Annotated in this window: 23 protein-coding genes; 8 read left to right on the forward strand and 15 right to left on the reverse strand. The window is 48.1% G+C overall.

Annotated features, from left to right (window positions below):
* Positions 1-12: 12 nt before the first annotated feature.
* Positions 13-1,152 carry an amidohydrolase gene (locus DW826_RS11675; protein WP_181968052.1) on the forward strand — a complete coding sequence of 380 codons (1,140 nt, stop codon included), beginning with the start codon at positions 13-15 and terminating at the stop codon, positions 1,150-1,152.
* Positions 1,153-1,354: 202 nt separating this feature from the next.
* On the opposite strand, the gene DW826_RS11680 is transcribed toward DW826_RS11675, so the two are convergent.
* A complete protein-coding gene (locus DW826_RS11680; RefSeq protein ID WP_117552792.1) occupies positions 1,355-2,767 on the reverse strand; it encodes a cell wall-binding protein in 1,413 nt (470 codons plus the stop codon).
* Positions 2,768-3,156: 389 nt separating this feature from the next.
* Between DW826_RS11680 and DW826_RS11685 the strand changes: the two genes are divergently transcribed.
* From DW826_RS11685 to DW826_RS11695, 3 genes are read left to right on the forward strand one after another with little or no spacing between them, the layout of a single operon-like run.
* Positions 3,157-4,017: a class I SAM-dependent methyltransferase gene (locus DW826_RS11685; RefSeq protein WP_015552713.1), complete on the forward strand. Its 861-nt coding sequence runs from the start codon at positions 3,157-3,159 to the stop codon at positions 4,015-4,017.
* 24 nt (positions 4,018-4,041) lie between these two features.
* The gene (trkA, locus tag DW826_RS11690; RefSeq protein WP_117552793.1) at positions 4,042-5,400 is read left to right on the forward strand and encodes a Trk system potassium transporter TrkA; all 1,359 of its coding nucleotides are present in this window, start codon (positions 4,042-4,044) and stop codon (positions 5,398-5,400) included.
* Positions 5,401-5,412: 12 nt separating this feature from the next.
* The gene (locus DW826_RS11695) at positions 5,413-6,855 is read left to right on the forward strand and encodes a TrkH family potassium uptake protein (RefSeq protein ID WP_117552794.1); all 1,443 of its coding nucleotides are present in this window, start codon (positions 5,413-5,415) and stop codon (positions 6,853-6,855) included.
* Between the two features lie 198 nt (positions 6,856-7,053).
* Here the strand turns inward: DW826_RS11695 and DW826_RS11700 are convergent, their stop codons facing one another.
* From DW826_RS11700 to DW826_RS11720, 5 genes are all read right to left on the reverse strand, one after another.
* Entirely contained in the window at positions 7,054-7,833 is a 780-nt protein-coding gene (locus DW826_RS11700; RefSeq protein ID WP_117552795.1) for a ZIP family metal transporter, read from the reverse strand.
* 212 nt (positions 7,834-8,045) lie between these two features.
* The gene (gene feoB / locus DW826_RS11705) at positions 8,046-10,229 is read right to left on the reverse strand and encodes a ferrous iron transport protein B (protein WP_117552796.1); all 2,184 of its coding nucleotides are present in this window, start codon (positions 10,227-10,229) and stop codon (positions 8,046-8,048) included.
* A 115-nt stretch (positions 10,230-10,344) separates the two neighbouring features.
* The gene (locus tag DW826_RS11710) at positions 10,345-10,569 is read right to left on the reverse strand and encodes a ferrous iron transport protein A (RefSeq protein ID WP_015552719.1); all 225 of its coding nucleotides are present in this window, start codon (positions 10,567-10,569) and stop codon (positions 10,345-10,347) included.
* Between the two features lie 245 nt (positions 10,570-10,814).
* Positions 10,815-11,030 carry a FeoA family protein gene (locus DW826_RS11715; protein WP_117470097.1) on the reverse strand — a complete coding sequence of 72 codons (216 nt, stop codon included), beginning with the start codon at positions 11,028-11,030 and terminating at the stop codon, positions 10,815-10,817.
* Positions 11,031-11,058: 28 nt separating this feature from the next.
* Positions 11,059-11,235 carry a FeoB-associated Cys-rich membrane protein gene (locus tag DW826_RS11720; protein WP_015552721.1) on the reverse strand — a complete coding sequence of 59 codons (177 nt, stop codon included), beginning with the start codon at positions 11,233-11,235 and terminating at the stop codon, positions 11,059-11,061.
* Between the two features lie 382 nt (positions 11,236-11,617).
* Here DW826_RS11720 and DW826_RS11725 point away from each other — a divergent pair, with 382 nt between their 5' ends.
* Together DW826_RS11725 and bilS are read left to right on the forward strand one after the other, a co-directional pair.
* Positions 11,618-12,820, forward strand: a complete 1,203-nt coding sequence (locus DW826_RS11725) for an FprA family A-type flavoprotein (RefSeq protein WP_117552797.1) — start codon at positions 11,618-11,620, stop codon at positions 12,818-12,820.
* 15 nt (positions 12,821-12,835) lie between these two features.
* Positions 12,836-13,342: a flavodoxin family protein BilS gene (gene bilS, locus DW826_RS11730; RefSeq protein ID WP_158553017.1), complete on the forward strand. Its 507-nt coding sequence runs from the start codon at positions 12,836-12,838 to the stop codon at positions 13,340-13,342.
* A gap of 186 nt (positions 13,343-13,528) precedes the next feature.
* Here the strand turns inward: bilS and DW826_RS11735 are convergent, their stop codons facing one another.
* From DW826_RS11735 to DW826_RS11765, 7 genes are all read right to left on the reverse strand, one after another.
* Complete coding sequence (locus tag DW826_RS11735) at positions 13,529-14,944, reverse strand: serine hydrolase domain-containing protein (RefSeq protein ID WP_117552798.1); 1,416 nt, start codon at positions 14,942-14,944, stop codon at positions 13,529-13,531.
* Positions 14,945-15,122: 178 nt separating this feature from the next.
* A complete protein-coding gene (locus tag DW826_RS11740) occupies positions 15,123-16,418 on the reverse strand; it encodes a CapA family protein (protein WP_117552799.1) in 1,296 nt (431 codons plus the stop codon).
* 3 nt (positions 16,419-16,421) lie between these two features.
* Positions 16,422-17,687 carry a M20/M25/M40 family metallo-hydrolase gene (locus DW826_RS11745; RefSeq protein WP_117552800.1) on the reverse strand — a complete coding sequence of 422 codons (1,266 nt, stop codon included), beginning with the start codon at positions 17,685-17,687 and terminating at the stop codon, positions 16,422-16,424.
* A 235-nt stretch (positions 17,688-17,922) separates the two neighbouring features.
* On the reverse strand, positions 17,923-18,798 hold the full coding sequence (locus DW826_RS11750; RefSeq protein WP_117552801.1) for a LysR family transcriptional regulator: 876 nt from the start codon (positions 18,796-18,798) through the stop codon (positions 17,923-17,925).
* A 119-nt stretch (positions 18,799-18,917) separates the two neighbouring features.
* Positions 18,918-20,180 (reverse strand): 2-hydroxycarboxylate transporter family protein, encoded by a 1,263-nt coding sequence (locus DW826_RS11755; RefSeq protein WP_117552806.1) that lies wholly within the window; start codon positions 20,178-20,180, stop codon positions 18,918-18,920.
* 22 nt (positions 20,181-20,202) lie between these two features.
* Positions 20,203-20,706 carry a transcription elongation factor GreA gene (gene greA, locus DW826_RS11760; protein WP_015552730.1) on the reverse strand — a complete coding sequence of 168 codons (504 nt, stop codon included), beginning with the start codon at positions 20,704-20,706 and terminating at the stop codon, positions 20,203-20,205.
* 297 nt (positions 20,707-21,003) lie between these two features.
* The gene (locus DW826_RS11765) at positions 21,004-21,774 is read right to left on the reverse strand and encodes a sulfite exporter TauE/SafE family protein (protein WP_117552802.1); all 771 of its coding nucleotides are present in this window, start codon (positions 21,772-21,774) and stop codon (positions 21,004-21,006) included.
* 238 nt (positions 21,775-22,012) lie between these two features.
* Between DW826_RS11765 and DW826_RS11770 the strand changes: the two genes are divergently transcribed.
* Entirely contained in the window at positions 22,013-22,978 is a 966-nt protein-coding gene (locus DW826_RS11770; RefSeq protein WP_117552803.1) for a LysR family transcriptional regulator, read from the forward strand.
* On the opposite strand, the gene DW826_RS11775 is transcribed toward DW826_RS11770, so the two are convergent.
* Positions 22,975-23,865 (reverse strand): LysR family transcriptional regulator, encoded by an 891-nt coding sequence (locus tag DW826_RS11775; protein ID WP_166462323.1) that lies wholly within the window; start codon positions 23,863-23,865, stop codon positions 22,975-22,977. The two genes, DW826_RS11770 and DW826_RS11775, sit on opposite strands and share 4 nt — an antisense overlap.
* Positions 23,866-24,042: 177 nt before the next feature.
* On the opposite strand from DW826_RS11775, the gene DW826_RS11780 reads away from it, so the two are divergent.
* Positions 24,043-25,263 carry a pyridoxal phosphate-dependent aminotransferase gene (locus DW826_RS11780; RefSeq protein WP_015552732.1) on the forward strand — a complete coding sequence of 407 codons (1,221 nt, stop codon included), beginning with the start codon at positions 24,043-24,045 and terminating at the stop codon, positions 25,261-25,263.
* Positions 25,264-25,768: 505 nt separating this feature from the next.
* Here DW826_RS11780 and DW826_RS11785 read toward each other — a convergent pair.
* A complete protein-coding gene (locus DW826_RS11785) occupies positions 25,769-26,491 on the reverse strand; it encodes a transposase (RefSeq protein WP_242994093.1) in 723 nt (240 codons plus the stop codon).
* Positions 26,492-26,750: the final 259 nt, after the last annotated feature.

The raw sequence follows: 26,750 nt of genomic DNA on the forward strand, positions 1-26,750 counted from the left end.
GGAGGAATTCCCATGATTTGTATCAAGAACGGAACACTTCACACAGCGGTATCAAAGGAAACTTTTATCGCTGACATCCTGATCGACGGCGGAAAGATCGTAAAGATCGGAAAAGGTCTCTCTGCTGACGGTGCTGAGGTTATCGACGCCACCGGACTCCAGGTTTATCCGGGATTTGTTGAGGCCCACTGCCATATCGGTCTTGACGGCTACGGGATCGGCTACGAGGGACATGACTACAATGAACTGAATGACCCGGTAACTCCACAGGTACAGGCGATCGACGGAATCAACCCGTTTGACCCGTGTATGAAGATGGCCGCGAAAGCCGGTGTTACCTGCTTCGCAACCGGTCCAGGCAGCTCCAACTCCATTGGCGGAACCTTCGCTGCTATCAAACCGGTTGGAACCCGTGTTGACAATATGATCGTTAAATTCCCCGTCGCTATGAAATGCGCTTTCGGTGAAAACCCGAAACGCTGCTACCAGAAACAGGGAATCTCCAGCCGTATGACAAATGCCGCAAAAATCCGCGAGGCTTTAAATAAAGCGAAGGTTTACAAGGCAAAGATCGAGGCTGCCGGTGATGACGCCTCCAAGCTTCCAGCTTACGACCAGAAGTCCGAAGCTCTGATCCCGGTATTAAACCATGAGATCCCGTTAAAAGCCCATGCCCATCAGGCAAACGATATCTTCACTGCGATCCGTATCGCGAAAGAATTCGGTGTCGGCCTGACTCTGGAGCACGTGACCGAGGGCCATATGATCGTGGATGAACTCGCGAAGGAAAATCTCCCGCTCGCGGTAGGTCCGACCTTCGGACATGCCTCCAAATTTGAGCTCCAGAATAAGACCTGGGAGACACCTGGCATTCTCGCGAAAGCCGGATGTCATGTTTCCATCATCACAGATGCGCCGGTAACTCCGCTCCACTACCTGCCGCTCTGCGCAGGGCTCGCTATCAAAGCCGGTATGGACGAGTATGAGGCACTCCGCGCCGTAACCATCAACCCGGCTGAGCACATTGGCATCGCTGACCGTGTCGGTTCTCTGGAAGAAGGAAAAGACGCCGATGTTGTCATTGTTGACGGCTGCCCGTTTGATGTGACAGGTGTGATCAAGCATGTGCTGATCAACGGCGAGAAAGTTTAAAGCACTAAAAAACTGAGGATTTCTGACTGCCTGTATTTGCAGTCGGAATCCTCTTTTTATTTAACCATCATATGTAAAAGTTCTCTGCTGCAGATCCTGCTGCCGGAAGTTTCCTGGATACATGGCAGCTAACGGAAAAGACCAGGAACATCTCTGCCCCTGGTCCTTCAAAAACTCCTTTATCATTTATCCAAGATCCACATCAATCATTCTCAAATACTGGTTCTGTCGGCTCACCGTATTCTTCTTTCGTGCTCGCCGTCTCATCGTTGATCTGAGTCAAAATTCCGCTGGAATTTACCTTAAACTTGTTTCCGTCGCGGTCCTTCACCGTCGTATTCTTTGAGATACGTCCGGAGGAGTTTACAACGTAAGTCTGGTATCCGTTGCTTCCATTCGGGATACTGATCAATGCGTAACGGCTGGAGCTGTCCGCTTCCTGAAGCTTACCCATATAATAGAGATAGCCATTCTTCACACCGCTGACACCGCGTCCCGCGTAGGTTCCCTCATTAAAGTAGAAGGTCGTCTTATTTCCATCGCCTTCCTCCACTGTCATCTTTCCCTTTACGGAAATTCTGGAGGATGCATCAAAGTAATAGGAGGTGTACTCTCCTGTCGATCCGATCTGTATCTTCTTTAATCCCTTCACCGGATTTCCCTTCTGGTCAAAGAGATATGTCTTTCCGTTGATCTTGACAAAGTCACTTGTGGACGCTTTTCCGTCCTCCGGACCTGTCTTCGGTGTTCCATCTTTCTCGAAATAGTACCAGACAACCGGCTCATCCACATTGTCCTGGAGCTGTTCCGGCGGATTTAAGGAGAGCCATCCGGTGATCGACGCACCGAGAGTCGCGTTCTGGATCCCACTCTCCGCAAAATATCTCCAGTTCTCGATCGTGTCCTTACTTGCATTCTCCGGGTCACCTTCTAAATACACCCATCCGGTCTGCATCCGTCCGTCCTCGTCGAAGCAGTAATATTTGCCATCGATCTTCATCACCTTATAATCGCCGCCGTTACTGCTCGTCGACGGGCTGTTCTTCTTTCCGCTCGCAGAGAAGTAGAACCAGTATTTTCCGTCGTCGCTCTCCGGTCCGTAGAGATCCTTATCCTCATCCTTCGGCTCCAGATACTTCCAGCCGGTGACCATAGCGCCGCTGGAGCTTAAATAGTAATCCCCATCCTCGGACCATCCGGTCTGCATAATTCCGTCGGAATCAAAGAGATAACTCTTTCCGTCGATCTTCTTCCAGCTGTCCTTCGTGACTTTTCCGCTGGAACCGAAATAGAACCAGTATGTCGTCCCATTATCCCTGCTGTACGGGGAAGCCAGCTGCATCCATTTATTTGACACCATGATTCCGTTGGAATCCACATAGTAATCATTGTCTGCCCAGCTGTTGACCGCCATCTCGCCGCTGCTGTTTAAATATCTCCAGAGATTGTCCGCGCCCTTTTTCCACTCATTCGTCACGCGGTTTCCGTTTTTATCAAGATACGTCCATATATTATTGGAAAGCGCCCAGCCTTCCGCTGCGTAGGCGTTCATCGTCAGACATCCGAAAGTCAGGACCGCCGCTGCTGCCAGTATTCTTAACCCTTTTTTCTTCACTCGCTCCGTCTCCTTCCTGTACCCCAAAAGGCGCATAACTATCGCCAACATCCATTCCGGATCAGCTTCGCCGATGGGATTTCTGCCTTCCGGCCGTATTTTTCATTTCGCAATACATCTGATTTTATTTTACCAGTAACTCCCTGATTATTCAACAGAAAATACCTGTCAATTCTCTTAAGTCCCCACCACAGTTCTGCCGCATTCCCGCCACAGAAAGACACATTTTCCGTTCATGTTCCCCATATTTCCGCCAACATCCCGCATTCCATCCCCACTCCTATTTGACAGTATCCCCCGAATCTATTATACTGGTATATCATAGGCATTTTATGCCCCTGATCCGTTTTTACGCAAAAAAAGTCTAAAGAAAGAGATGGAATACAATTATGTGGATAGCAGATGGATGGAAGGACTATGAAGTCATCGACTGTTCCGGCGGTGAAAAGCTGGAGCGTTGGGGAAAATATATTCTGGTCCGTCCGGATCCCCAGGTTATCTGGGATACCGATAAAAAGGCACCACAGTGGAGAAAGATGAACGGCCACTACCACAGAAGCTCAAAAGGCGGCGGCGAGTGGGAATTCTTCAGTCTCCCGGAGCAGTGGAGCATCAACTACAAAGGCCTGACCTTCCAGTTAAAGCCCTTCAGCTTTAAGCATACCGGTCTTTTCCCGGAACAGGCGGCAAACTGGGACTGGTTTGGCGAAAAGATCAAAAACGCGGGACGCCCGGTCAAAGTCTTAAACCTCTTCGCCTACACCGGCGGAGCGACACTGGCAGCCGCGAAAGCCGGAGCTTCCGTGACCCACGTTGACGCCTCCAAGGGCATGGTCGCCTGGGCAAAGGAGAACGCGAAGTCCAGCGGCCTTGAGGACGCGCCGATCCGCTGGATCGTGGATGACTGCGTAAAATTCGTAGAGCGTGAGATCCGCCGTGGAAACCACTACGACGCGATCATCATGGATCCGCCTTCCTATGGAAGAGGCCCGAAGGGCGAGATCTGGAAGATCGAGGACGCAATCTACCCGTTAGTAAAGCTCTGCGCAAAGCTCCTCTCCGACAAGCCGTTATTCTACCTGATCAACTCCTACACCACCGGTCTCGCCCCGGCGGTGCTGACTTATATGCTCGGAACAGCCGTTGTTCCGCAGTTCGGCGGAACTGTAAGCTCCGAGGAGATCGGACTTCCGGTTACAAGTTCCAAACTTGTACTCCCGTGCGGCGCTTCCGGACGCTGGGAAGCGTAATTAATTGAAAGGACCGGTAAACATATGAAGATCATCATTGTCGGCTGCGGAAAAGTCGGCGTGAGCCTTGCGGAGCGCTTAAGCTCCGAGGGCCACGATCTCGTTATGGTCGATATGAATCCGCAGAAAGTGGAACATCTTTCCAACCAGTTTGATGCCCTGGGAATCGTTGGAAACGGCGCCAGCTTCAATATCCAGCAGGAGGCCGGTGTGGAAAGCGCGGACCTCTTTATCGCTGTCACCGGCGAGGACGAATTAAACCTCCTCTGCTGCCTGATGGCGAAGAAGACCGGACACTGTGACACCATCGCCCGCGTAAGAAACCCGCTCTATAATAAGGAGATCCGCTTCATTCAGGAAAAACTCGGACTCTCCATGATCATCAACCCGGAGCTGACGGCGGCCAGAGAGATCTTAAAGCTCTTAAAATTCCCGTCCGCCATCAAGATCGACACCTTCGCAAAAGGACGTGTCGAGCTTCTCCGCTTCCGCTTAAAGCCGGAGATCGGGTTCGGCGGAAAAACTGTCATGGATATCATGCGGCAGTTAAAATGCGATGTCCTGATCTGTGCCGTTGAGCGCGGATCCGAGGTCGTGATCCCGAACGGAAGCTTTGTCCTTCAGGATACGGATATCCTCTCTATCGTGGGATCTCTTGAAAATACGGCTCAGTTTTTTGAAAAGATCGGTCTCCGCTCAAAATCCGTAAAAAATTCCCTGATCATCGGCGGCGGCACCATCGCCCACTATCTGGCCCAGGACCTCTTAAAGATCGGGTTCCGTGTCCGGATCATCGAGCAGCGGAAAGAGCGCTGTGATTACTTAAGCGAGGTGATTCCCGGCGCTGACATCATAAACGGGGACGGAAGTGATCGGGATCTTCTTCTGGAAGAAGGCCTGACCTACGCTGATTCCCTTGTGGCCCTCACCGGACTTGACGAGGAGAATATCTTCCTCGCCCTCTACGGAAAGCTCCACTCCAACGCAAAGCTCATCGCGAAGGTCAATAAGATCGCCTTTGACGACGTGATCGACAGCTTCGGTATCGACAGCATCATCTACCCGAAGTACCTGACGGCAGATTATATCCTACAGTACGTCCGTGCCCGCCAGAACACCATCGGCTGCAACGTGGAAACGCTGTATAAGATCCTGGACGGCCGTGCCGAAGCACTGGAGTTCTCCATCAAAGAGGATTCCCCTGTCACGAATGTGCCGCTTATGGACTTAAACTTAAAAGACAACCTTCTGATCTGCTGCATCAACCGCAACGGTCAGATCCTCACCCCCCGTGGTCAGAATATAATCAAGGTCGGGGATACCGTGATTCTCGTGACCACAAACCGCGGTCTCGGTGATATCCGGGATATCTTAAAATCATAAAGGAGCGATTCCATGAATTATTCGATGATCTTTTATATTATCGGCTGGATTCTGGACGTGGAGGCGGCGCTTCTTGTGCCATCCCTGGCAGTCTCCCTGATCTACCATGAAAGCTGCGCGCTGGCATTCTTCATCACGATCGTCCTCTGCCTGATCCCAGGTGTGATCCTTGTCCGCAAGCAGCCGAAAAACAAGGTATTCTACACAAGGGAAGGTTCTGTGACGGTTGCCTTAAGCTGGATCGTCATGAGTATCATGGGTTCCATCCCGTTCCTCTTAAGCGGATCCATCACAAATCCGGTGGATGCCCTGTTTGAGACTGTGTCCGGATTTACGACGACCGGTGCCAGTATTCTTCCCGCCGTGGAACCGCTTCAGCACGGCATCCTGTTCTGGAGGAGCTTTACACACTGGATCGGCGGTATGGGAGTTCTCGTGTTCCTCCTCTGCCTGCTTCCTCTTACCGGAAGCGGCTATCATATGAACCTCATGAAAGCAGAGAGCCCGGGCCCCTCTGTCACAAAGCTGGTCCCGAAGGTGCAGTCCACCGCAAAGATCCTCTATGGACTCTATCTGTTCCTGACGGTTATGGAGTTTGTTCTCCTGCTTGTGGGACAGATGCCGGTGTTTGATTCCCTGTGTACCGTTTTCGGCACCGCGGGAACCGGAGGTTTCGGTATCAAGAATGACAGCTTCGGAAGCTATTCCACCTACCTGCAGGGCGTAGTTACCGTGTTTATGATCCTTTTTGGCATCAACTTTAACGTGTACTTCCTCTTCTATATGAAAAAGCCGAAGGAAGCACTGCGCTGCGAGGAGGCGCGATGGTACCTCGGGATCATTGCCGCGTCGATCCTTGTCATCACGTTTTTTGTCCGGGATTTCTTCGACAGCCTGTTCCTCGCGTTCCACCATGTCGCGTTTCAGGTTGCTTCCATCATCACGACCACCGGCTTCGCCACCGTGGATTTTAACCTCTGGCCAACGATCCCGAAAACGATCCTGGTGCTCTTAATGTTTATCGGTGCCTGCGCGGGAAGTACCGGCGGCGGCATTAAGGTGTCCCGTGTCGTGCTGTTATTCCGGTCCCTGACAAAAGAGCTCTCCCAGAGTCTCCATCCGAATCAGGTCCGCAAGATCCATTTTGAGGGACGCGCGGTGGATCATGTGGTCCTCCGCTCCGTAAATGTCTTCATGGCGGCATACATCCTGATCTTCGCTATTTCCGTGCTGCTCATCGGCATCGACAACTTCGATCTTGTGACAAACTTTACCGCCGTCGCGGCGACCTTAAACAACATCGGACCGGGATTGGAACTTGTAGGCCCGGCCCAGAACTTCGGGCTCTTCTCCAACTTCTCCAAGCTTGTCCTGACCTTTGATATGCTTGCCGGACGTCTGGAGCTCTTCCCGCTGCTGCTGCTTTTCTATCGGGGTACCTGGAAGAGATTCTAATTAAGCAAACATTACCGATAATAGATGTAATTTTGACAATTTGACTGATCCGTGTTGAAAAATCTGATTGCCGGAAATAAAAAGTGGATATCCCAGAGTCACATCATGGACTCTGGATATCCACTTTCCTTTTTGTTTTTCTGTCTTTTTTCCACCGGACAGCGGGCAGACAGATGACACTCAATCGTCCATATTGTATCACCCAAGTGCCACGTCAAGCATCATCATCAGGGCAAACCCGACCGCAAAACCGATGGTTCCGATATTCGAGTGCTCTCCCTCCGCGGTCTCCGGGATCAGCTCCTCCACGACCACGTACATCATCGCTCCAGCCGCAAAAGCCAGCAGATAAGGGAGAATCGGAGCAAGAAGACGGTATAAAAGCAGTGTCAGAACGGCAGCAGCCGGTTCTACCACCCCGGAGAGCGTCCCATACAGAAAGGAACGGTTCTTGCTTATTCCTTCACTGTGGATCGGCATGGAAACGATCGCTCCCTCCGGGAAGTTCTGAATCCCGATCCCGATTGCCAGAGCATACGCTCCCGCCAGCGTGATCCCGCTGTTTTCCATAAGGAGCCCGGCAAACATGACTCCCACCGCCATTCCCTCCGGAATATTATGGAGTGTTACCGCTAAAACAAGCATCGTCGTTTTTTTCAATGTACCGGATATCCCCTCCGGCTTCTCTGTTTCAAATTGAAGCTGTGGCACATGGCCATCAAGAAACATCAAAAACAGGATCCCGCAGAAGAATCCGGCCACAGCCGGCAAAAAAGCAAGACGCTCCAGATTCGCGGAAATCCTCATGGCCGGAATCAGAAGAGACCACACGGAAGCTGCCACCATAATACCGGAGGCAAAGCCCAACAATCCCTTTTTCACGTGATCCCGGATCCCATTCCGCATAAAATAAACGCTTGCTGCCCCTATTGTTGTCCCGGCAAATGGAATCAGGATTCCAAGAATGATCATTCCCATTATTTTTATCTCCTTCACTCTGTAAAGACCTTCCGAATCACGGTCAGATCTTCACAATTCTCCTTCTATAAGCTATGAATCCTCCCATCAAACCGTGTAATACGGAAAAGAAAAGATCCAGAACCAGAAGTGACATATACTTCTGACCTGGATCTTTATCTCAGCTGAGAAGGCTCCTACCTCTGTTGGTGGTGAGTAATGGAGTACTGGTATTATGCTGCCACAGAACGGCGGGATGCCTTCTTCTGGTTCTTATATGGATCCGGACGGAACAGCATATAGAGGAATCCGAGAAGAACAACAACAGCTGCTGCTGTGCCGATTCCGAAGGAACCGCCTTCCATAAGAAGTCCGAACTGGTAGAACATCAGTGCTACACAGTAAGCGAATACGTTCTGGAAGATGATTGCAAACCAGAACCACTTTCTGGACTGCATCTGCTGGGCCATTGTGGAAATAGCCGCCAGACACGGGGAGTTTAACAGGTTGAATACAAGGAAGGAGAAGGCTGCTGCCATTGTCGGGAACCAGTCTCTGATCGCGGCTGCGACAACGTCTGTCTCCTCGGAGAGATCCTCGCTGACATTTGCAAGGACACCCATTGTGGAAACGATACCCTCTTTTGCGGAGAATCCGGAGATCGCCGCTGCAACACACTGCCATTTGCCCCATCCGAGCGGAGTGAAGATCCATGCAAGTGCACTTCCGAGGATTGCCATCAGGCAGTTCTCTGTATCTTCTACCATGCCAAAGGAACCATTCTCAAAGCCGAATGTGGAGAGGATCCACATGATCACGCATGCAAGGAACAGGATTGTTCCGGCTTTCTTGATGAAGCCCCACAGACGCTCCCAGGTGTGCATAAGAACGGTCTTTGCAGACGGGATGTGGTATGCCGGTAACTCCATAACGAACGGAGCTGCCTCGCCGGAGAACGGCTTTGTCTTCTTTAACATGATCGCTGCGACAAGGACGCAGACGATGCCTAACGCGTACATTAAGAATGCTGTATTTCCCGCATCGGAGTAATCTCCGGAGGTCCAGCCGACCATGATGCCGCCTAAAAGAGCGATAACCGGAAGCTTCGCGCCGCACGGAATAAATGTGGCTGTCATAATGGTAAGACGTCTGTCGTTATCGTTTTCGATGGTCTTGGAAGCCATGATACCCGGGATACCGCATCCGGATGCGATAAGGAGCGGAATGAAGCTCTTACCGGAAAGTCCGAAGTGACGGAACACACGGTCCATGACGAATGCGATACGTACCATGTATCCGCAGTCCTCAAGGATGGAAAGCATTAAGAATAAGAGTGCCATCTGTGGGAGGAATCCGAATACAGCGAAGAGTCCGCCGAGGATGCCGTCTACAACAAGACTCTGGATGAAGTCGCTTGCACCTGCTGCCGCGAGTGCCGCGCCTGCCCATTCCTGAATGCCGCCGCCGAATGTATCATTTGCCCAGTCTGTACCCATGGTACCAAGTGTACTTACGCAGATGTAGTAAACGAACCACATTACTGCCGCGAAGATCGGGATACCTAAGATACGGTTTGTAACGATCTTATCGATCTTATCGGAGATGGAAAGCTTCTTGCCGGATTTCTTAACAGCCCTGTCGATCACGCTTCCGATGTATGTATAACGCTCATCTGTGATAATACTCTCTGTATCATCATCCATCTCTTTCTCAAGACGTGTAACCTCCGTGTTGACCGCTGCCATAGCGGATGCCGGAAGATGTAACTGCTCGATGACCTTGCTGTCCTTCTCAAGAAGCTTGATCGCGAACCATCTCTTCTGGTCTGCGTCCACAGCGTCACCGACAGCCTCCTCAACCTTCTCAATTGCGTTTTCTACGCTTCCGGAGAAGATGCCGACCGGGTTCTTCCACTCGTTCTTCTTCGCTGCCTCGATTGCCTTCTCGACAACCTCCTTAAGGCCTGTGCCCTTTAATGCGGAGGTTTCAACGACTTCACAGCCGAAGATCTCGGAAAGCTTCTTCACATCGATCTTATCCCCGCTCTTTGCAAGCAGATCAGCCATGTTTAACGCGATTACAACCGGAATACCGATCTCGAGGATCTGAGTCGTCAGATATAAGTTTCTCTCAATGTTTGTTGCGTCTACCAGATTGATGATCGCCTGCGGTTTCTCGTGAACGAGGTAATCACGGCTTACGACTTCCTCCAGTGTGTACGGGGAAAGGGAGTAAACACCCGGAAGGTCTGTGATGATGATCTCTTCACCGCTTTTGGCAGATTTTAATTTACCTTCTTTTTTCTCTACAGTTACACCCGGCCAGTTTCCGACGTACTGGTTCGCGCCTGTGAGGGCATTGAACATGGTCGTCTTACCACAGTTCGGGTTGCCGGCTAATGCGATTTTAATAGCCATTTTTCATCCTCCTATTTTCCTGCACTTGTGTTGTCACTGTCCACACTCCGCGAGGACAGCAACCGTGTTTTGCCAATGTTTTGCATACACATCAGGTAAAACATTTATCCCGTCATCAGACTGTAACGACTTCGACACTTTCCGCATCGTCTCTTCTCAAAGACAGTTCATATCCACGGACCGTGATCTCGACCGGATCACCGAGCGGCGCTACTTTACGAACGTAGATCTCGCTGTTTTTGGTAATGCCCATGTCCATGATTCTGCGGCGGAATGCGCCCTCTCCGTTGATCTTTACAACTTTAACCGTTGTATGTACCGGAACTTCACGTAATGTCATGTCTTCTCCTTTCTATCCTTGTGAACCGCTCCTGCGGTCCGGATCCATTCCCCCGCCTTTTGTGAATTTTTTCCAAAAGTTTTCGATTAGCCAATGCTAATTAGCGCATACTAACCATTGGGGAAAAAGCAAAGTGGGAAATCTCCCACTTGAACTTTCATCATCCATAACTGCCCATTCTTCCCAGTCTGCACTTCCCTGCGGGATAAGGCAAACTGCTGAACAGTCACCGTCTTTTTTCACAGCTACTGCACCATAACGTGCTTTGCCATCTCCTTGTTGATCGCGACTCTGGAATCCTTGATGTTTACGATCAGGTTTCCGTTGAGTTCAGAGATCACTGTCACTGCCGCTCCGTCCACGAAGCCAAGATTCGCGAGGAATCTCTTTGTGTCCTCCGCTCCGCCGACACGCTGGATCATGCCGGTCTCACCGGCACGTAAAAATGTCATTGGCATCATGTTTCCTCCTCTTTACACTCCCATCCGCTCAGGCTTTATGAGCTTTCGGAGCTGTATCGTAATGGACACTGCCGCATCCGCTGCAACCGGAACAGGAACCGCAACAGCCCCCACAGGAACCGCTCTTCTTCTGTTTCCGGATACTCTTTATCACACCGATCACAGCCATGGCAACCAGCAACAAAACAATTACATCTGTAAGCATTTCCATCACCTCTCACCAAACCATTTATGGGAATAATCGTATTGATAACGAATATCAATTTCAAGTGAATTATATGACTTCATACCCAACTTGTCAACTGGTATTTAATAATTTTTTAAGATTTTACCGGATGGTTTCACTTGCTTTCCAAAGACTTTCCATTTAAAATGATAGTATATCTGCGTCAATATTTCTGTCTTGTCTGGATTTACTTTTATATTGTTAAAATTTGCCGACAATAGGAATATATAGGTCCAGATGATTTTATTTTTTGACCTTTTGTGACTCTTTCAGAAGCCAGTACCTTTCCGGTATTTCACCGTTCTCGTTCTGGCAGATTCGGAAAACGCCACAGCAATATTAATATCAGGAGGTTTCTAACATGAATAACATAAGAAAGCTTACAGATTCCCTTTTCTGGGTCGGCGTCAATGACCGCCGCATCGCTCTCTTTGAAAATGTTTATCCGGTTCCTACAGGAATGTCCTATAACTCTTACGTTCTTCTTGACGAGAAGACAGCACTCTTCGATACCGTGGACGCGTCCTTCACCCATGATTTTCTCGAAAATGTGACCGCTGCCTTAAAGGGCCGCACTCTGGACTATCTGATCGTAAACCACATGGAGCCGGACCACTGTGCGTCCATCGCCGATGTGATCGCCGTTTACCCGGAGGCAAAGATCGTATGCACCGCAAAGGCTGTGGGAATGATGAAACAGTTCTTTGATTTTGATATGGACAGCCGCGCGATTCCGGTAAAAGAGGGCGATACCATCTCTCTCGGCTCCCATGAGCTTACCTTCGTGATGGCCCCGATGGTGCACTGGCCGGAGGTCATGGTTACCTATGAAAAGACAGAAAAGATCCTGTTCTCCGCTGATGCCTTCGGTTCCTTCGGCGCTGTCGACGGAAATATCTTTGCTGACGAGATCGACGATAAGGTTGCCTGGCTCTCTGAGGCGAGACGTTATTATACAAATATCGTTGGAAAATTCGGCATGTCCGTACAGGGTCTCTTAAAGAAGGCTGCCGGGCTCGAGATCCGGATGATCTGCCCGCTCCACAGCGTGATCTGGAGAGAAGATCTCCCATGGCTCATCGATAAATACCTCAAATGGAGCTCCTATACGCCGGAAGAGAAATCTGTAACGATCGCCTACGGATCTGTTTACGGTCATACGGAAAAAGCTGCCGATATCCTTGCCGGAAAGCTTGCCGACCGCGGCATCCGCCATATTTCCGTCTTTGACGTTTCCAAGACCCATCCGTCCTACATCATTGCAGACGCGTTCCGTACCTCCGCGATTGTCTTTGCATCCATCACCTACAATGGCGGTATCTTCTGCAATATGGACACACTGCTCCACCAGCTTGCAGCCCACGGTCTTACAAACCGTACCGCTGCCCTGATCCAGAACGGAACCTGGGCGGCAACCACCTCAAAACAGATGGGGGAAATCCTCGGTACAATGAAAAATATCCATGTGCTCGAGTCAGATGTGACCATTAAATCTGCCCTGAAAGACAATCAGGAGGCTGAGCTTGACGCACTTGCAGACGCAATTGCCGCATCATTACAGTAAGTGGAGGAAATGCCAATGAAATATGCAATCGTTTATTCCAGTAAGACCGGAAATACCGCAGCACTTGCAGATCGTCTCCATGATATCCTTCCGCATGAGCACTGTGTTTATTTCGGTGATACGTCCCATTACTCCCCGGATCTTGGAGCGGACCTTATCTTCGCCGGCTTCTGGACCGATAAAGGAAGCTGCGATGACAGGACGCGTGTTTTCTTAAAGAACCTTCAGAATACAAAGATCGCTCTTTTCGGCACAGCCGGATATGCAGCTCCTGATTACATCCACTCGATCTTAAAACAGGCAGAGGCAAATATTCCCGTAAACAACACCGTTCTTACAGGCTTCGTCTGCCAGGGGAAAATGCAGCCGGCAGTCGCAGATAAATTTGCCGCAATGCTCGAAAAGGACCCGGAGGACGCAAAGGGAAAGCTTCTTCGCGATACGTACCAGGAAGGTCTCTCCCATCCGAACGAAGAGGACTTCGCAAACTTTAAAAAGTGGGCTGAAGGCTTTATCCACTAATTGATCGTCATATAAAACGCACTGCATGGATTCCGTATGGCGGTTAAACTCAAGTCGAAACGTCCGTGAGACTTTACGCATGATTCTGGTCAGCGAAGCTGACATATTCCTATCAGAATCACGAAATGCCGGATGATCGGTCTTCCCGATCACCCGGCATTTTTTCATACTCAGACCTTGCTCCAATCAGTCTTTCACTCTCGGTAGCATTCTTCCGCCGTATCCGATTGCAAAGATCTCACCATTCTCATTTTCAAAAAATCTAACGTAGCCATCCTTATCCGGATTTCGCACAATCCCTAAAAATTCCTGCACCGGCACAAATCGAAGAAGCGTCTCTCCCTCTTTGACTGCCAGATTTCCATCTTTTTCAAAGATCGTGATATTGTTATCTTCATCTGAACGGAAGGTGCCGCACATCGCCTTTCTCTTTTCCGCATTCCACTCCGTCTCCTGATAAACAAATCGGTCCTCGATCGGATTTCTTCCATGATACATCCGCATTGCTGCATCCGCAATCGTGCTAACCGGCACGCCCGACGTGTTGCACAGTACCATAACACCCACTCCGGCATCATACGACCAGGATAAATTCGACGAAACTCCCGGCAGGCTTCCGCCATGCTCCATAACCGTCAGGTCATCCAGCTTCTTCTGCGCAAGGCCAAAGCAATAATGGCTATCCGGGCGATAATCGATTCTTGGGCGGCACATCGTCCGTACACCCTCCTGGGAGAGGATCCTTGTTCCATCGATCCCCTTTCCGTAATTCAGATACATGCAGATGTATTTTTTCATGTCGGCAAGCGTAGATTTCAGGGAACCGGCTCCTCCGAGGGAAAATGCATTGTCATGGTAATCTCTGCCGGAGGTCATGACACCTTTTTGCATTTTGTAGAGAACTGCCGCATTCGCATCCGCTGCCGGTCTTACATACTCTCCGCTGCTCCGCTCCATATGAAGAGGCTCAAGAATATGTTTTTTCACATATTCCGCAAAGCTGTTCTCCCCGCCGACACGACGCACGATCTCTGACAAAAGTCCAAATCCATCATTGCAATAGCTCATGTAGTTTCCCGGATCTCCGATCAGACCGCCGTTTTCCTTTGTCTGGGCATCCAGCAGCTCAGCGACTGCCTTTGTTCCTTCCAATGCGATCTTCTCACAGAACGCAAAATCCCCTGTCTCATTCTCATCCAGTCCTGCCTTCTGCGCGATCTCATTGATGATTGTGCGGTGCATCGGATAAAAGCCCGCTGTGTGACATAAAAAGTGCCATAGCTTTATCGGTTTCTGATTGCGGTTTGTAAATTCCGGAATATATTTGCTCACCGGATCATCCAGATCTACTTTTCCAGCTTCGACTAGCTGCATGATCGATAAAGCCACAAAGGATTTCGTGACGGACGCTAATCCGAAGATCGTATCCTCATCGATCGGCAGTTTTTTCTCCTGATCCCGGTATCCAAAAAACTTTTCATACTGCGTCTTTCCATTTCGGTCAACGATCGCAACCGCGATTCCCACTGCGTTGGAACGTTCCTGTATTCTGGATACAAGTTCCTCAAAAAGAAATCTTGACGCATTTGTGATTTTGTTCATAGGTACTCCTCTCCTTTACGCTGCGCGCACCTGGTGATCTGATTCTCACACAGGTGCGCAGTCTTCATATTGATTATATCGATTCTGATCGATTTATTCAAGTTCTTCCCTGTCCCGATCAATTTCGCTCAGGATTTTACTCTTTCTCTCTTCCATATCCGCTCACCTTCTACCTTCTTTAAAGTCTGATCGTTCCTACGCCGTCTTTAATTTCCATCTCAGTTCCATAAGGTTTTGAAAGCTCTGCCAGGTATGACAGTACGTTCTCATCACCGGTCAACACCGGAACTCCTTTTTGCGGCCTTTTTTCTGTCATTCCAAGAGAAATCGGATACAGTTTGATTTCTGTTAAATGTCCATCTTCCATGGTCCAGCCTGCCATCACGGATAACCAGATCTCCGGAAGCACTCCGTATCCGGCCGTGCCATTTTTACTACGGGCATCCATGTAAGCACCAACCTTGGTATCCAGCGGCATTTTTTTATTTATGTATGCATCGTAAGGCTGCTTTTCCACAGTTTCTGTCTCAAAGAGGAAATTTCCCAGACTGTAGAAGATAGGCGCTCCGTGATAGATCTCAATTCCACGAAGTTCATGCGGTCCGTGTCCGATTACCGCATCAGCTCCCGCATCCACACATCTTCTTGAAAATGTCTCAAGGAACATGGATGGAACCGTTGTGTCTTCCCCATCTGTCTCATGACCATGAAAGCTTACAAGAACGATATCTGCCTGTTTTTTTGCCTCAATGATCTCCTTCTCGACACGTTCCATATCAGCCGGGAACGGAACGCTCTCGATCCAGTCTTTTTCATCCAGAACAAATTTGTATGTTCCAAAGGGCAGTGTTCCGGAAGCCGGCGGATTCTTATATCCGTTTTTTACAGACCGCTCCATCGTTGCGTTGATCTTTGTAAGCGCCGCCAGTTCTTCTGCTTTCTTATAATTCTCTTCCGTGACATGGTAAATCGTTTCATAACGAAGAGGATTTAATCCAGGTCTTCCGATCAATTCCGCGCTCTGTCCACCAGCCATTCCTGACTCATGGAAGCTTGAAGAGATCGCAATCATTGCGACACGTCCGTTTTTCGTCTCCAGATAGCATGGTTTTGATGCCTCGGAAAGATTTTTTCCTGTTCCGGCAAAGATCATGTCTCTCTCTTCGAGATTCCGGATGGTCGCAAGAACGCCTCCATGACTGTAGTCACAGGAATGATTATTTGCCGTATTAAACAGATTAAAACCAAACGATCTCATATCATCAAGGGTTCTTGGATCTGCCATTGCCCAGGTTCCTCCGGAAAATGCTGCCGGATATCCTTCCTCATTGTGGAATGTCATCTCCAGATTCGAAAATTTCACATCATACTGACTGATCACGTCTCTGACCTGCTCAAATCCTTCATAACCGCCTTCCGGAAATCTTCTTGTGATAAACGCATCTCCTGTAGCGATTAGTGTCATTTTCTTCATAATCTATTTTCCCTCCACAACAGAATTAGTCTCCCCGTCGATTCCTGCTGCCATCATCAATACCATAAATGCCTGCTGAACTGCCTTATATGAGTCGGTGATCGGAAACTTTTCATGAACACTATGATTCATTATATTTTTTCTATTTTCATCCGGTGCAAACGCGCGTCCAAGACAGATCGATGGAATTCCTTTCGAAACCGCTACGTTCGCATTTGTGCAGCCGCCTTTATGGAATACCGGTTCAATATCCAGAGACTTCAAACCAAGCCACGCGGATTCTACCAGTGGTGTATGGGAATCCTGAGTTCCGCCCGGAACCTGACTGATCAGGTTTTTATCCCAGGTGATCTCATCTTTTCCCCATTTTTCTGTTTCTTCCCGGCATGCTTCTTCGATCGCATCAAAGATTTTTGTGCGAAGCTTTGCAAGCTCCTCCGGTGAATTTGATCTGAAATTAAATTTGATGGTTGCCTGCGATGCGATCGCATGCACTCCGGCCGCAGTTCCACCGTGGAAATTTGAGACACAGAAGCTTGTCTTCGGATCTGATGGAACTGTAAAATCAGCGATCTTCGCAACTGCTCTGGCTGCTGCATGGATCGGCTGTGCCATCTCGCCAAACGATCCAAACGCATGACCGCCGATACCATAAAAGTTGACCTCGTAGGTTTCTCCGCTTGTCGCCTCGAAGATCAGTGCGCTCATGTCATTGTTATCAATTGTAAGTGAAATATCAATGTCGTCATTATCATTCAGGAAATCTTTCATTCCGCCGAGGCCGCCCATACCTTCCTCGCGGGTAGTTGCCACAAATACAATGTCTCCGAATGTCTTGATCTCGTTCTGATTCAATGCTCTTAAAAGTCCCAACAGCATTGCCAGTGCTCTTGTATCATCACCGATTCCCGGTGCGTAGAGGAATCCGTCTCTCTCCTCTACACCATGTACCGTTCCAAATGGAAAGACTGTATCCAGATGACCCTCGATCAATACCTTCGGTCCTTTGCCGCTTCCTCTTCGAAGGCCAACAACATTTCCACCGCGGTCAATGTGAACATTTTCAAGGCCAAGAGCTTTAAATTTTTCCATCATGACCGCAGCTCGTTTTTCTTCCTCTCTCGTCGGAGCCTCTATGAGAACCAGTTCTTTCTGTTCTTCAATCGTATTCCTCTCATCTTCCTGTATAAATTTCATAGCTTCCTTTACACACGGAATACTCATTGTATATGCAAACTGTTTTTTTACCCGCTCTGATACCTGATACATGCTTCATCCTCCATTTGTGATCAACAACTACTGGTAACAAAAAATAATAGAAACACGACAAAAGCGCTCCTTTTTAAGAAGGTCTTTCAGGCCTTCACCATAGTTTCATATGGCTGATTCTTAAAAAGATGCGCTTTCTTTTATAAGTTAATTATATATTAATTATATTTATTGTTCAAATATTATTCATGAATGGCTTATATTCTCATTTCGAATAAATACGGTATAAATTTATCTATTCTTTTTTGATACTATTAAAATATGCTTCTGTGTATTTACAGAATTTAGCCAATTCTTCTGTCATTTTCAGATCTTTCTGCAGGATCAGATACAGAGATCGTTTGAATTCGTTGTTATCGATCGGCCGGTAACAGACATTTTCAAAATCTGTCTCGCTTCTCAGGTGATCTCTCCAGGAATACCTTGGCCAGATGGCGATTCCTAACCCCTCCTGCACCATGCGCCTCAAAATATTAACAGTATCACATTCAAATGCAATATCCGGAATGATCCCTTCTTTTTCGAATATTGCGTCTGAAATCGTCCGGATACTTCCTCCACTTCTCAACATAACAAATTTTTCATTTCTGATATCCGACAACCTGACTTTTTCCACATTTCTCAACCACGAATCTTTATGAAACGCGAGACACAATGGCTCTTCCATCAATTTTACTGCATTGCTGAACACATACTGAGGCAGTGTACTTCGAATGCAGACATCCCACTTCGTTGCCTCTCTGCGATCTAATACCTGAAAAAAAACATCCGGATTTTCCTCCCGGAATTCGCGAATCAGTTCCGGAACAAGCAGTCCTCCGGTCAAAACATTCAAACGGATCAGTTTCTTCTTCTGTCTATTGTGGAATTCCAACGGAAGCCGTTCTATTTCCTCAAGCAAAGGAACTACCCTCTCCTGCAATAAATATCCATCACGGGTAAGCACACAGGATCTTCCGTTTTTCCGAAGCAACTCTGTTTTTAATTCGCGCTCCAGCGATTGGATCGCCTTACTGATGGAAGGCTGGGATACATTCAATTCCTGCGCCGCCATCGTGATATTTTCATATTTCGCCGCATATACAAAATATCGAAGCTGATATATTTCCATCTTTGTCACTCCCCTGTTTTTAATACATAATAACTATTCAAATATCTTCAAACCACATACTTTACCAAATCAGCGCAGCAGGTGCAAAAGCCTGCTGCGCTGGATACATGATCCGGATCCTACCCCACCATCTGCACTAAAATTCCTCCAAGCGTCAGCATCAACGCTCCGCAGGATCTTGTAACGATCTGTGCAAACGGCAGAAGCTCCATTCTATGCGCACTGCTCAAAACAGCTACATTGCCGGAACCGCCCATATTTGTCGTACACATCCCCGCTGCGATGGCTGATTCCAGTGGGAAAAAGCCAACCAGCTTTCCAAGAACTGACGCCGTAAGCGTGATGATCCCCACGATGAGTACCACCGTGATCAGATATAACGGTGTCAGAGTCTTTAAAATTGTATTCAGATCGATCAGGGTAAAGCCGATCCCCGCAAGTGCCGCCGCCGTCCAGCTCTTGATGGCAAACTGCCCCCACTCTCTCGCCGCATCCTCCAGCTCTTCGGACATGATGCCGGTTCCCTTCACAAGCACGACCGCAATGATCATCCACGCATACGTCGGGATCACAGGAACAAACCTGTGCAAGATCGCGCCAAGCTGATAAAAGGCGAACGCAATGATCATCCCGGTACATAAAGACGCAAAGGTCAGCTTCAATGGCGGTGTCTTTTTCACCGTTTTTCCATCATTCACCAATACACCGTTTCCGGTCGTCTCCGGGTGTTTTTTTCCGAAATTGTTTAAAAGACCGCCAAAAATAATCGCTACACAGTTTCCAAGCACTGTGGCCGGTGCCATCTTTGTCAGCACATCCGCCGCTTCCACGCCGAGCGCCTGGGAGTACATGGCAGAAAGAGGAACTGTACCCGCTGTCATTCCGCCGCTGGTCATAGGCACTCCGATATAGAGGATCCCGCCCCAGAAACCTTCCCCAAGGATGATCCCCATAATTCCTGAAAGCAGAATTCCCATAGAAAGAGAGATCACCGCTACCGGCAGAAGCTTCACGGTAGCCCTGAGCAGAAGATTCCGGTCGATATTAAAGAGACTGCCGCAGATCAGCGCCGCGATATAAAAGATCAGGAAGCCACTGTCATTGACAAAATAATCGAGCGTCTCAAGCGTCTGCTCGGGAATCAGTCCGCCTGCCGTGAGGATCGCAGAACCGAGAATACAGATCACAGATCCTCCGAGATACGTCTTCACCACCGGTACGTTATTTCCAATCGCATTTAAGCCCTCACCGAATACCATCAACACTAAAAACGCCGGGACCAGACTCTTCGGGACACAGCCCGTAAACATGCATGCCGCCGTCAGTGCCAGAATGAGGACATACAATGGCAGCGGAAACCCCGCCACTTTAAAATCCTTCATACTCAACCTCTCTCTGTCTTCTTTAAAAACTCCGGATCGCATCGCTTCCGTCATCCACGGTCTTCTCCAGACGCTTGATGATCACGTCATATCCGGCCCTGTCATTCACCTGCACATGTACCCGGTCACCGACCTTATGCCCCAGAAGTGCCCTTCCCAGCGGGGACTCGGAACTGATCAGTCCCTTTAAGGAATTTCCGCGGATCGTCGTAACGATCTTATAGGTCTCCGTCTCATCGTCATCCTCAAAATACACGTCCACCGTGTTGTAGAGACCGACCTCATCGTCTTTTGACTCATCAGAGACCACCTTCGCCGTCCGGATCATTCTCTCCAGATACCGGATCCGGCTCTCATTCTTGTTCTTGTCCTTCTTCGCTGCATAATATTCAAAATTTTCACTTAAGTCGCCCTGGGCTCTCGCCTCTTTTACCGCCTCGATCGCCTCTTTCCGGACCACAAGTTTCCGGTATTCGATCTCCTCTTCCATCTTCTTTATATCATTTTTTGTTAACTCATCATACATGGTTTTTTCCACTTCTTTCCTAAATTCTTTTAACACTATCTTATCTCATTCCTGCCTTAAAAACAAGCCCTGAGGAATCCGGCCCCTGCAAATATACCATCAGCAGTTACTGCTCACGCCTTGCGCAAACAGTAACCGGCAGTCTTCCCCTATGCGCATCCTTGGCACGTTCGTGCCTTTTGTGTAACAGGGAATTCCACGGAATTTCCTGTTACATAAAAAGAGCCGGTCCACAATAGGACCAGCCCTTTTGTATGGGTAAACAAAAACAGGTAAACCTTATTGGATTTTATGCATTTAACCCCACAGATGATTCTGCCAGGCAAATTTGATCACAGTGAGGATTACTACGACTAACATCACCGGTTTGATGATCTTCTCGCCCTTCCTGATCGCCAGATTGATGCCGACGAGGTTTCCTGCAATGGCACAGAGTGCTGCCGGACACGCGATCTCGTAAGCGACATTTCCCGTTTTCACATAGCTTACAAGGGCGATGGCGTTCGTAAGTACGATGAGGACTTTACCGTTGCCGGACGCGCATCTCGCATCATAGTGCATGATCATCGTAAATGCGATGATCGCTACGGTACCGATCCCCGGTCCGAAAAGACTGTTGTAAAATCCCATGATCACACCGACGATCAGAGCCTGAACAACGGTTTTTTTTGAGATCTCGCTTCTCATGATCACATTTCTCGCGTCTGTCTTTCTGAGAACCATGATGAGGGCGATCACCGGAAGTGCCACTGTGATGGCCTTCTGGATGCTCTCCTCCGGAAGGAGAAAGATGATCTTTGTTCCGATCCATGCCCCCGTCATCGCCGTGATGGCTGAGACCAGTGCGATCCTCAGATCGACCATGTTGTTTTTAAAATACTTGATCGCCGAGACCAGATTTCCGAGACCCGCCTGCAGCTTGTTGCAGCCGTAAGCCGAACGGACCGGCAATCCGATCATTAAGTATGTCGGCAGCGCGATCAATCCTCCGCCTCCGCCTATGGAATCAATGATACCCGAAATGAAGAAGATCGGGCAGATGATAAGCAATGTTTTTAAATAACTCATTTCCTTCTCCCTTTTTGCACAGCCCGCGTTCTTTCATCATCTCCGGGAAACTGTCTCCGCTGTGCTGCTGTTCGTATTTGCTGTTATTTTGATCCGTCAAAAGTTCTCTTCCCGGCACATAAATTCTTTTATTCTCTCCCAGGATCAGCTTGAATATATCACGTTTCTCTTATATAATCAAATTTATAATATTGATATTTTCCATTAAATATATTTATGTGCAAAAGGAGTCCTCCACATGTTCCAGTCCAAAGACTACATCTACGAGATCTACCGCTGTGGCAGCTTTTCCGCCGCGGCAAGAAACCTCTATATCACTCAGCCCGCTATCAGCATCGCCGTAAAAAAAGAAGAGCAGGAGTTAGGCCAGCCCATCTTTGAGCGGTCTTCCTCCCGTATTCTTTTAACCGATGCCGGCCGCGCCTACATCGATGCCGTGGAAAAGCTCCACCGCATTGAAGAGGATCTGAAGGTCTACTGCAACGACCTCTCAAACCTCAAAACAGGGGCTCTGAGGATCGGCGCCTCCAGCTTTTTCCTCTCCAGCATCGTTCTCCCGGTCGTTGCCGAGTACAGCCGCCGCTATCCCGGAATCTCTCTGGATGTTCAGGAAGCGCCATCTCTCGAACTGCAAAAGCGGCTCGCGAATGAGGCGCTCGACATCCTTGTGGATCCGGTAGACCAGCAGGGTGACACCTTCGACTCCGTCATCCTCTTCGAGGATCACTTTCTCCTCGCTGTCCCAAGTGCTCCAAATTTCTTTGCCTCTATGGGAATGAAAAAAGACCTTCTTCCTGCGGCATTCACCGCCGACGAGATCCGCCGCGGTGTTCATTTAGATCCGGCTGCGCCTTCCGTCTCCCTCTCTTCCTTCGCAAAGGCTCCGTTCCTGCTGCTTCGCCCGGAGACCATTGCCTACGAGCGCGCTGTGAAGCTCTGTTCCCAAAATGGCTTTGCCCCAAATATCCGCCTGCAGTTAGATCAGCTCGCCACCGCCTACCGCTCCTGCGGTGCCGGTCTCGGCGTCACACTCCTGTCTGACACCGTTGTCCGCATGTCTGGCCACGATGAACCCGTCGTCTTTTACAAGCTGGACTCCGATGATGTAAGCCGTGACATCGCTGTTATGTGGAAGAAAAAGAGATATGTATCAAAGGCTATGGAGGAATTTACGAAGCTGGCGGCAGAGATGTTTTCCGGCTAAATACTGATAACGTCCTCAACCGTCCGTATATATTCTTGAAATTCCTTTTCAAACTGCTCAATCAGCTCCTTTTTCTGTGAGTGCAGTTCCCTAAGCTTTAAGAGATAGCAGATTCTTGGAGGTGGTTCCGGAACAATTCTGGAAAGTCTCAACTCTGTATCATGATAGTTTTTAAAAATGCATGCAGGAATAATACTGAAAGAATTAGGAATCCGTAAAAGTTCCGGTATCAGCTCCGTCGTATCTGTCACCATAAGCGGCAGGTCTAACGGATTCATCTGTTTCTCATGCCACTCCACAAACCCTGTTCCCCAATCAAAATAGATTTCATTGGAACGCTTTAACTGCTGTGCCTGCACAACCTCAGGGTAATCAGAAACGCTTTTTGAACTAAGCAGAAATAACGGTTCCCTAAAGATCGGTACAGCCTCCACCGCCTTCGAATAAAAGACACGCGGGGTAATTCCGATGTCTGTCTCCCTGTTCTCCAACATCGAAATAATGCGGTCTGTCCAGTGTGTCGCTAATGTGATCGAAAGTTTTCCTTTCCCAAGAAGTTCCCTGTAAAACCCTTTCACATAGTCCGTGAGGCTGATAACAGACGCTACCCGTAACACCTCCGTCACATCTCCCCGGCTCCAATCCTGAATCTGCCGGTTCAGTTCCTGATGTCTTTTCGCAAATTCAACAAATTCTTCACCTTTCTGCGTCAGCACGACCCCTTTCTGCCCCGGACTCCGATCAATAAGTTTCACATTCAATTCCTTTTCCAGGCTGATGAGCCGGTTGCTCACTGCTGACTGTGAGATAAACATGTTCTCCGCTGTCTTTGTAAGACTGTGTGTCTTTACAATATTTAAATACGTTTCGAGTGCCTCATCATTCATAAATTTCACCTCCCAAAACATCTGTTTTGCATATATTATATATCTGATTTATCCGTTTTACAATGTGATCTTTTCATGTTATTGTATAGATACAAAGAGAAAAGCATTTCACACAGTCAATGCAGTCATTCCAATTTTCACACACCAGACTCATTGATAAAAAGGAGAGGTAAACTTATGGATTATTTAGCAGAAAAATTTGCAAGACTGGGCACAGACAACGCCCCCGGACAGGAAGGACTTCAGAAAGCAGAAGATCTTCCGATGATCGGTGACAAACTTGAAGGACCGGCTGTTGATTTCTCTCACGGTGATGTAAACGCACACCAGCCGATCCCAGGCAGCCTTGAGACATTTGTGAAACACTATTGTGTAGATGGTACCTATCAGGCATACACAGAATACCGCGGCAAAGGCGCGATCCGTGAATATCTTGCTGAGAAACTCGCAGAGTACAGCGGCGCTCCGGTAGACCCGAAGACAGAGATCATCCTTACACCTGGTACACAGGGAGCGCTTTTCTTAGCGATGGGTTCCTTAGTCGGCAGAGGTGACAAGGTTGCTATCGTTGAACCGGATTACTTCGACAACCGTAAGCTTGTTGAATTCTTCGAGGGCGAGATGGTTCCGATCCACATGAACTGGAAAGACGCTGCTCCCCACACATCCGGTATCGATTTAAAAGAGCTGGAAGAAGCTTTCAAAAACGGGGTAAAGCTGTTCCTCTACTCAAACCCGAACAACCCGACTGGCGCAGTCTTCTCCAAAGAAGAAGTTTCTGAGATTGCACGCCTCGCAAAGAAATACGACGTTGCAATCCTTGCAGATGAGCTTTACAGCCGCCAGATCCTTGAAAAAGATTTCACTTACACACACATGCGTGCACTCCCGGAGAAACCGGACAAACTGATCACAATTATGGGTCCGTCCAAAACAGAGTCCTTAAGTGGTTTCCGTCTCGGTGTCGGCTATGGTACACCTGAAATCATCACCCGCATGGAAAAACTTCAGGCCGTCGTTTCCTTACGCTGTGCAGGTTACAATCAGGCAGCTTTCTACAGATGGTTCTCTGAGCCGGATGGATGGATGGAGAAACGTATTGCTGATCACAGACAGATCCGCGATGATATTCTTGCCGTCATCAACAGCTGCCCTGGATGCTGGGCTCGTCCAACAGAAGGCGGAAGCTATATCTTCATGCAGCTGCCAAAATTAAAAGTTGATATTTTCCAGTTTACAAAGCTCTGCCGCGCACAAGCAAGTGTTACTGTAACACCGGGTACAGAGTTCGGCAAACAGTACGGTGATTTTATCCGTATGAATTTCTCTCAGGATCACGACAAGGCCGTTGATGCTGTAAAGAGAATCTGCAAGATGGTCGATATCTATCGCGCATGATCTAATCCAAATGCACCCAAATTGGATTATTCCCTCTTACATGCCCGATACGATCCACACCACTATTGATTACCTCCTTATTTACTGATAATAGAAAAAACACTGTTTCGCATTTTTGATTACCCCCTTCATGCAAAACAGTGTTTTTCTATATTTGTTGTGGGAAAAATTTTCTGTAACTATAAATGAGCAAATTTGAAAAATTGCACAAAACTACGCCACGACCTTTACAAAGGAATCAAAATCAATGCATTCCCTCGCACATTGATAGAGGGTGAGATATTTTTCCATCTGGATTATGTCACTGATCTTGCGATACCCTGTTTCAAAAGGACAGACTTTGCCAGTTCCAACAACACACATATAGTGTGCAAATGACATAATCAACCAGTATCTTCGGATTCCCTGTGCAGAACGGATTTGATAGCTGTCCAGCGCCAGTTTATCCTTACATTGGCGGAAAAACACCTCAATTGGCCACCTGCATACGTAATTGTCCAGGATTTCATTTGTGGATAAAGACAATTGCGTTTTCTATACCGTTGAGATTGCCTTCATATCGGTACACATAATAGTTTCTGTCTTTAACTGTCACAAGGTCAAAGTTTTTATGTGTCACGGATAATTCGGCAGCCAATTCGCTGAGCTTCTTTTTCATTCCTGACGGGTACAGCAAACGATTTGTTTTCAAAGCACCAATGGTATGAAATCCTTGTACGGCAAAGGTGTTGATTATTTTTTCAGAAACGTACCAACAGTCACAAAGAAAATAGGACTGTACCGGAGGAGTTGACAGTTCCTTTGCGATATCCTGAACAATATCGATTTTAGAAATTGCCTTGTTATACAACACAAAAGCATAATTCAAAACAATGCCGTTACAGGAAAGCATAACCGAAACTGCCTGATGCCCATAGTCCTGTTTGCCTTTCAAATGAGATTGATGAAAATACGCATCTTCAATCGGATGCAGAGCCCGTGACGAAGGCTTTGTCTTTGAAGCTATCGTATCGTCAACAATACAGAAAACAGGTTTTCCGGTGCGGGCTGCTTCTGAATAAATAATCTCAATGACAGACCTTTTTAATGTATCTGAAAGCAACGATTCATCCCACTTTCCAGGGTTGAGGAAATGGGCAATTGTAGTTCTGTGGCAGGAACTGTTTTTAGCAAAATCCGTGGTTTTTCCATGGTATCCAGAAAGAAAGATGCTAATCAGGATACTCATAAGATGATTGATCATTCGATTAGAATACGATTTGCATAAATCTAATTTTTTTAACTGGTTGTATATGAATGCTGAATGATGTATAGTATTTGCAGGAGACACCTTCTTTCGTGAATGCTGTAAATGTTGGTTTGGTCACTTTCATTATACAACACAATCGAATTCAAGGTGTCTTTCTTTTATTCAAAATCACGAACTTGCTCATTTATAGTTAAAATAATCAAAAATAGGCTTCGCCTATTCAACTCCCCTACCCCTC

Source organism: Clostridium sp. AM34-11AC, from assembly GCF_003435375.1.
Classification (GTDB): domain Bacteria; phylum Bacillota; class Clostridia; order Lachnospirales; family Lachnospiraceae; genus Pilosibacter; species Pilosibacter fragilis.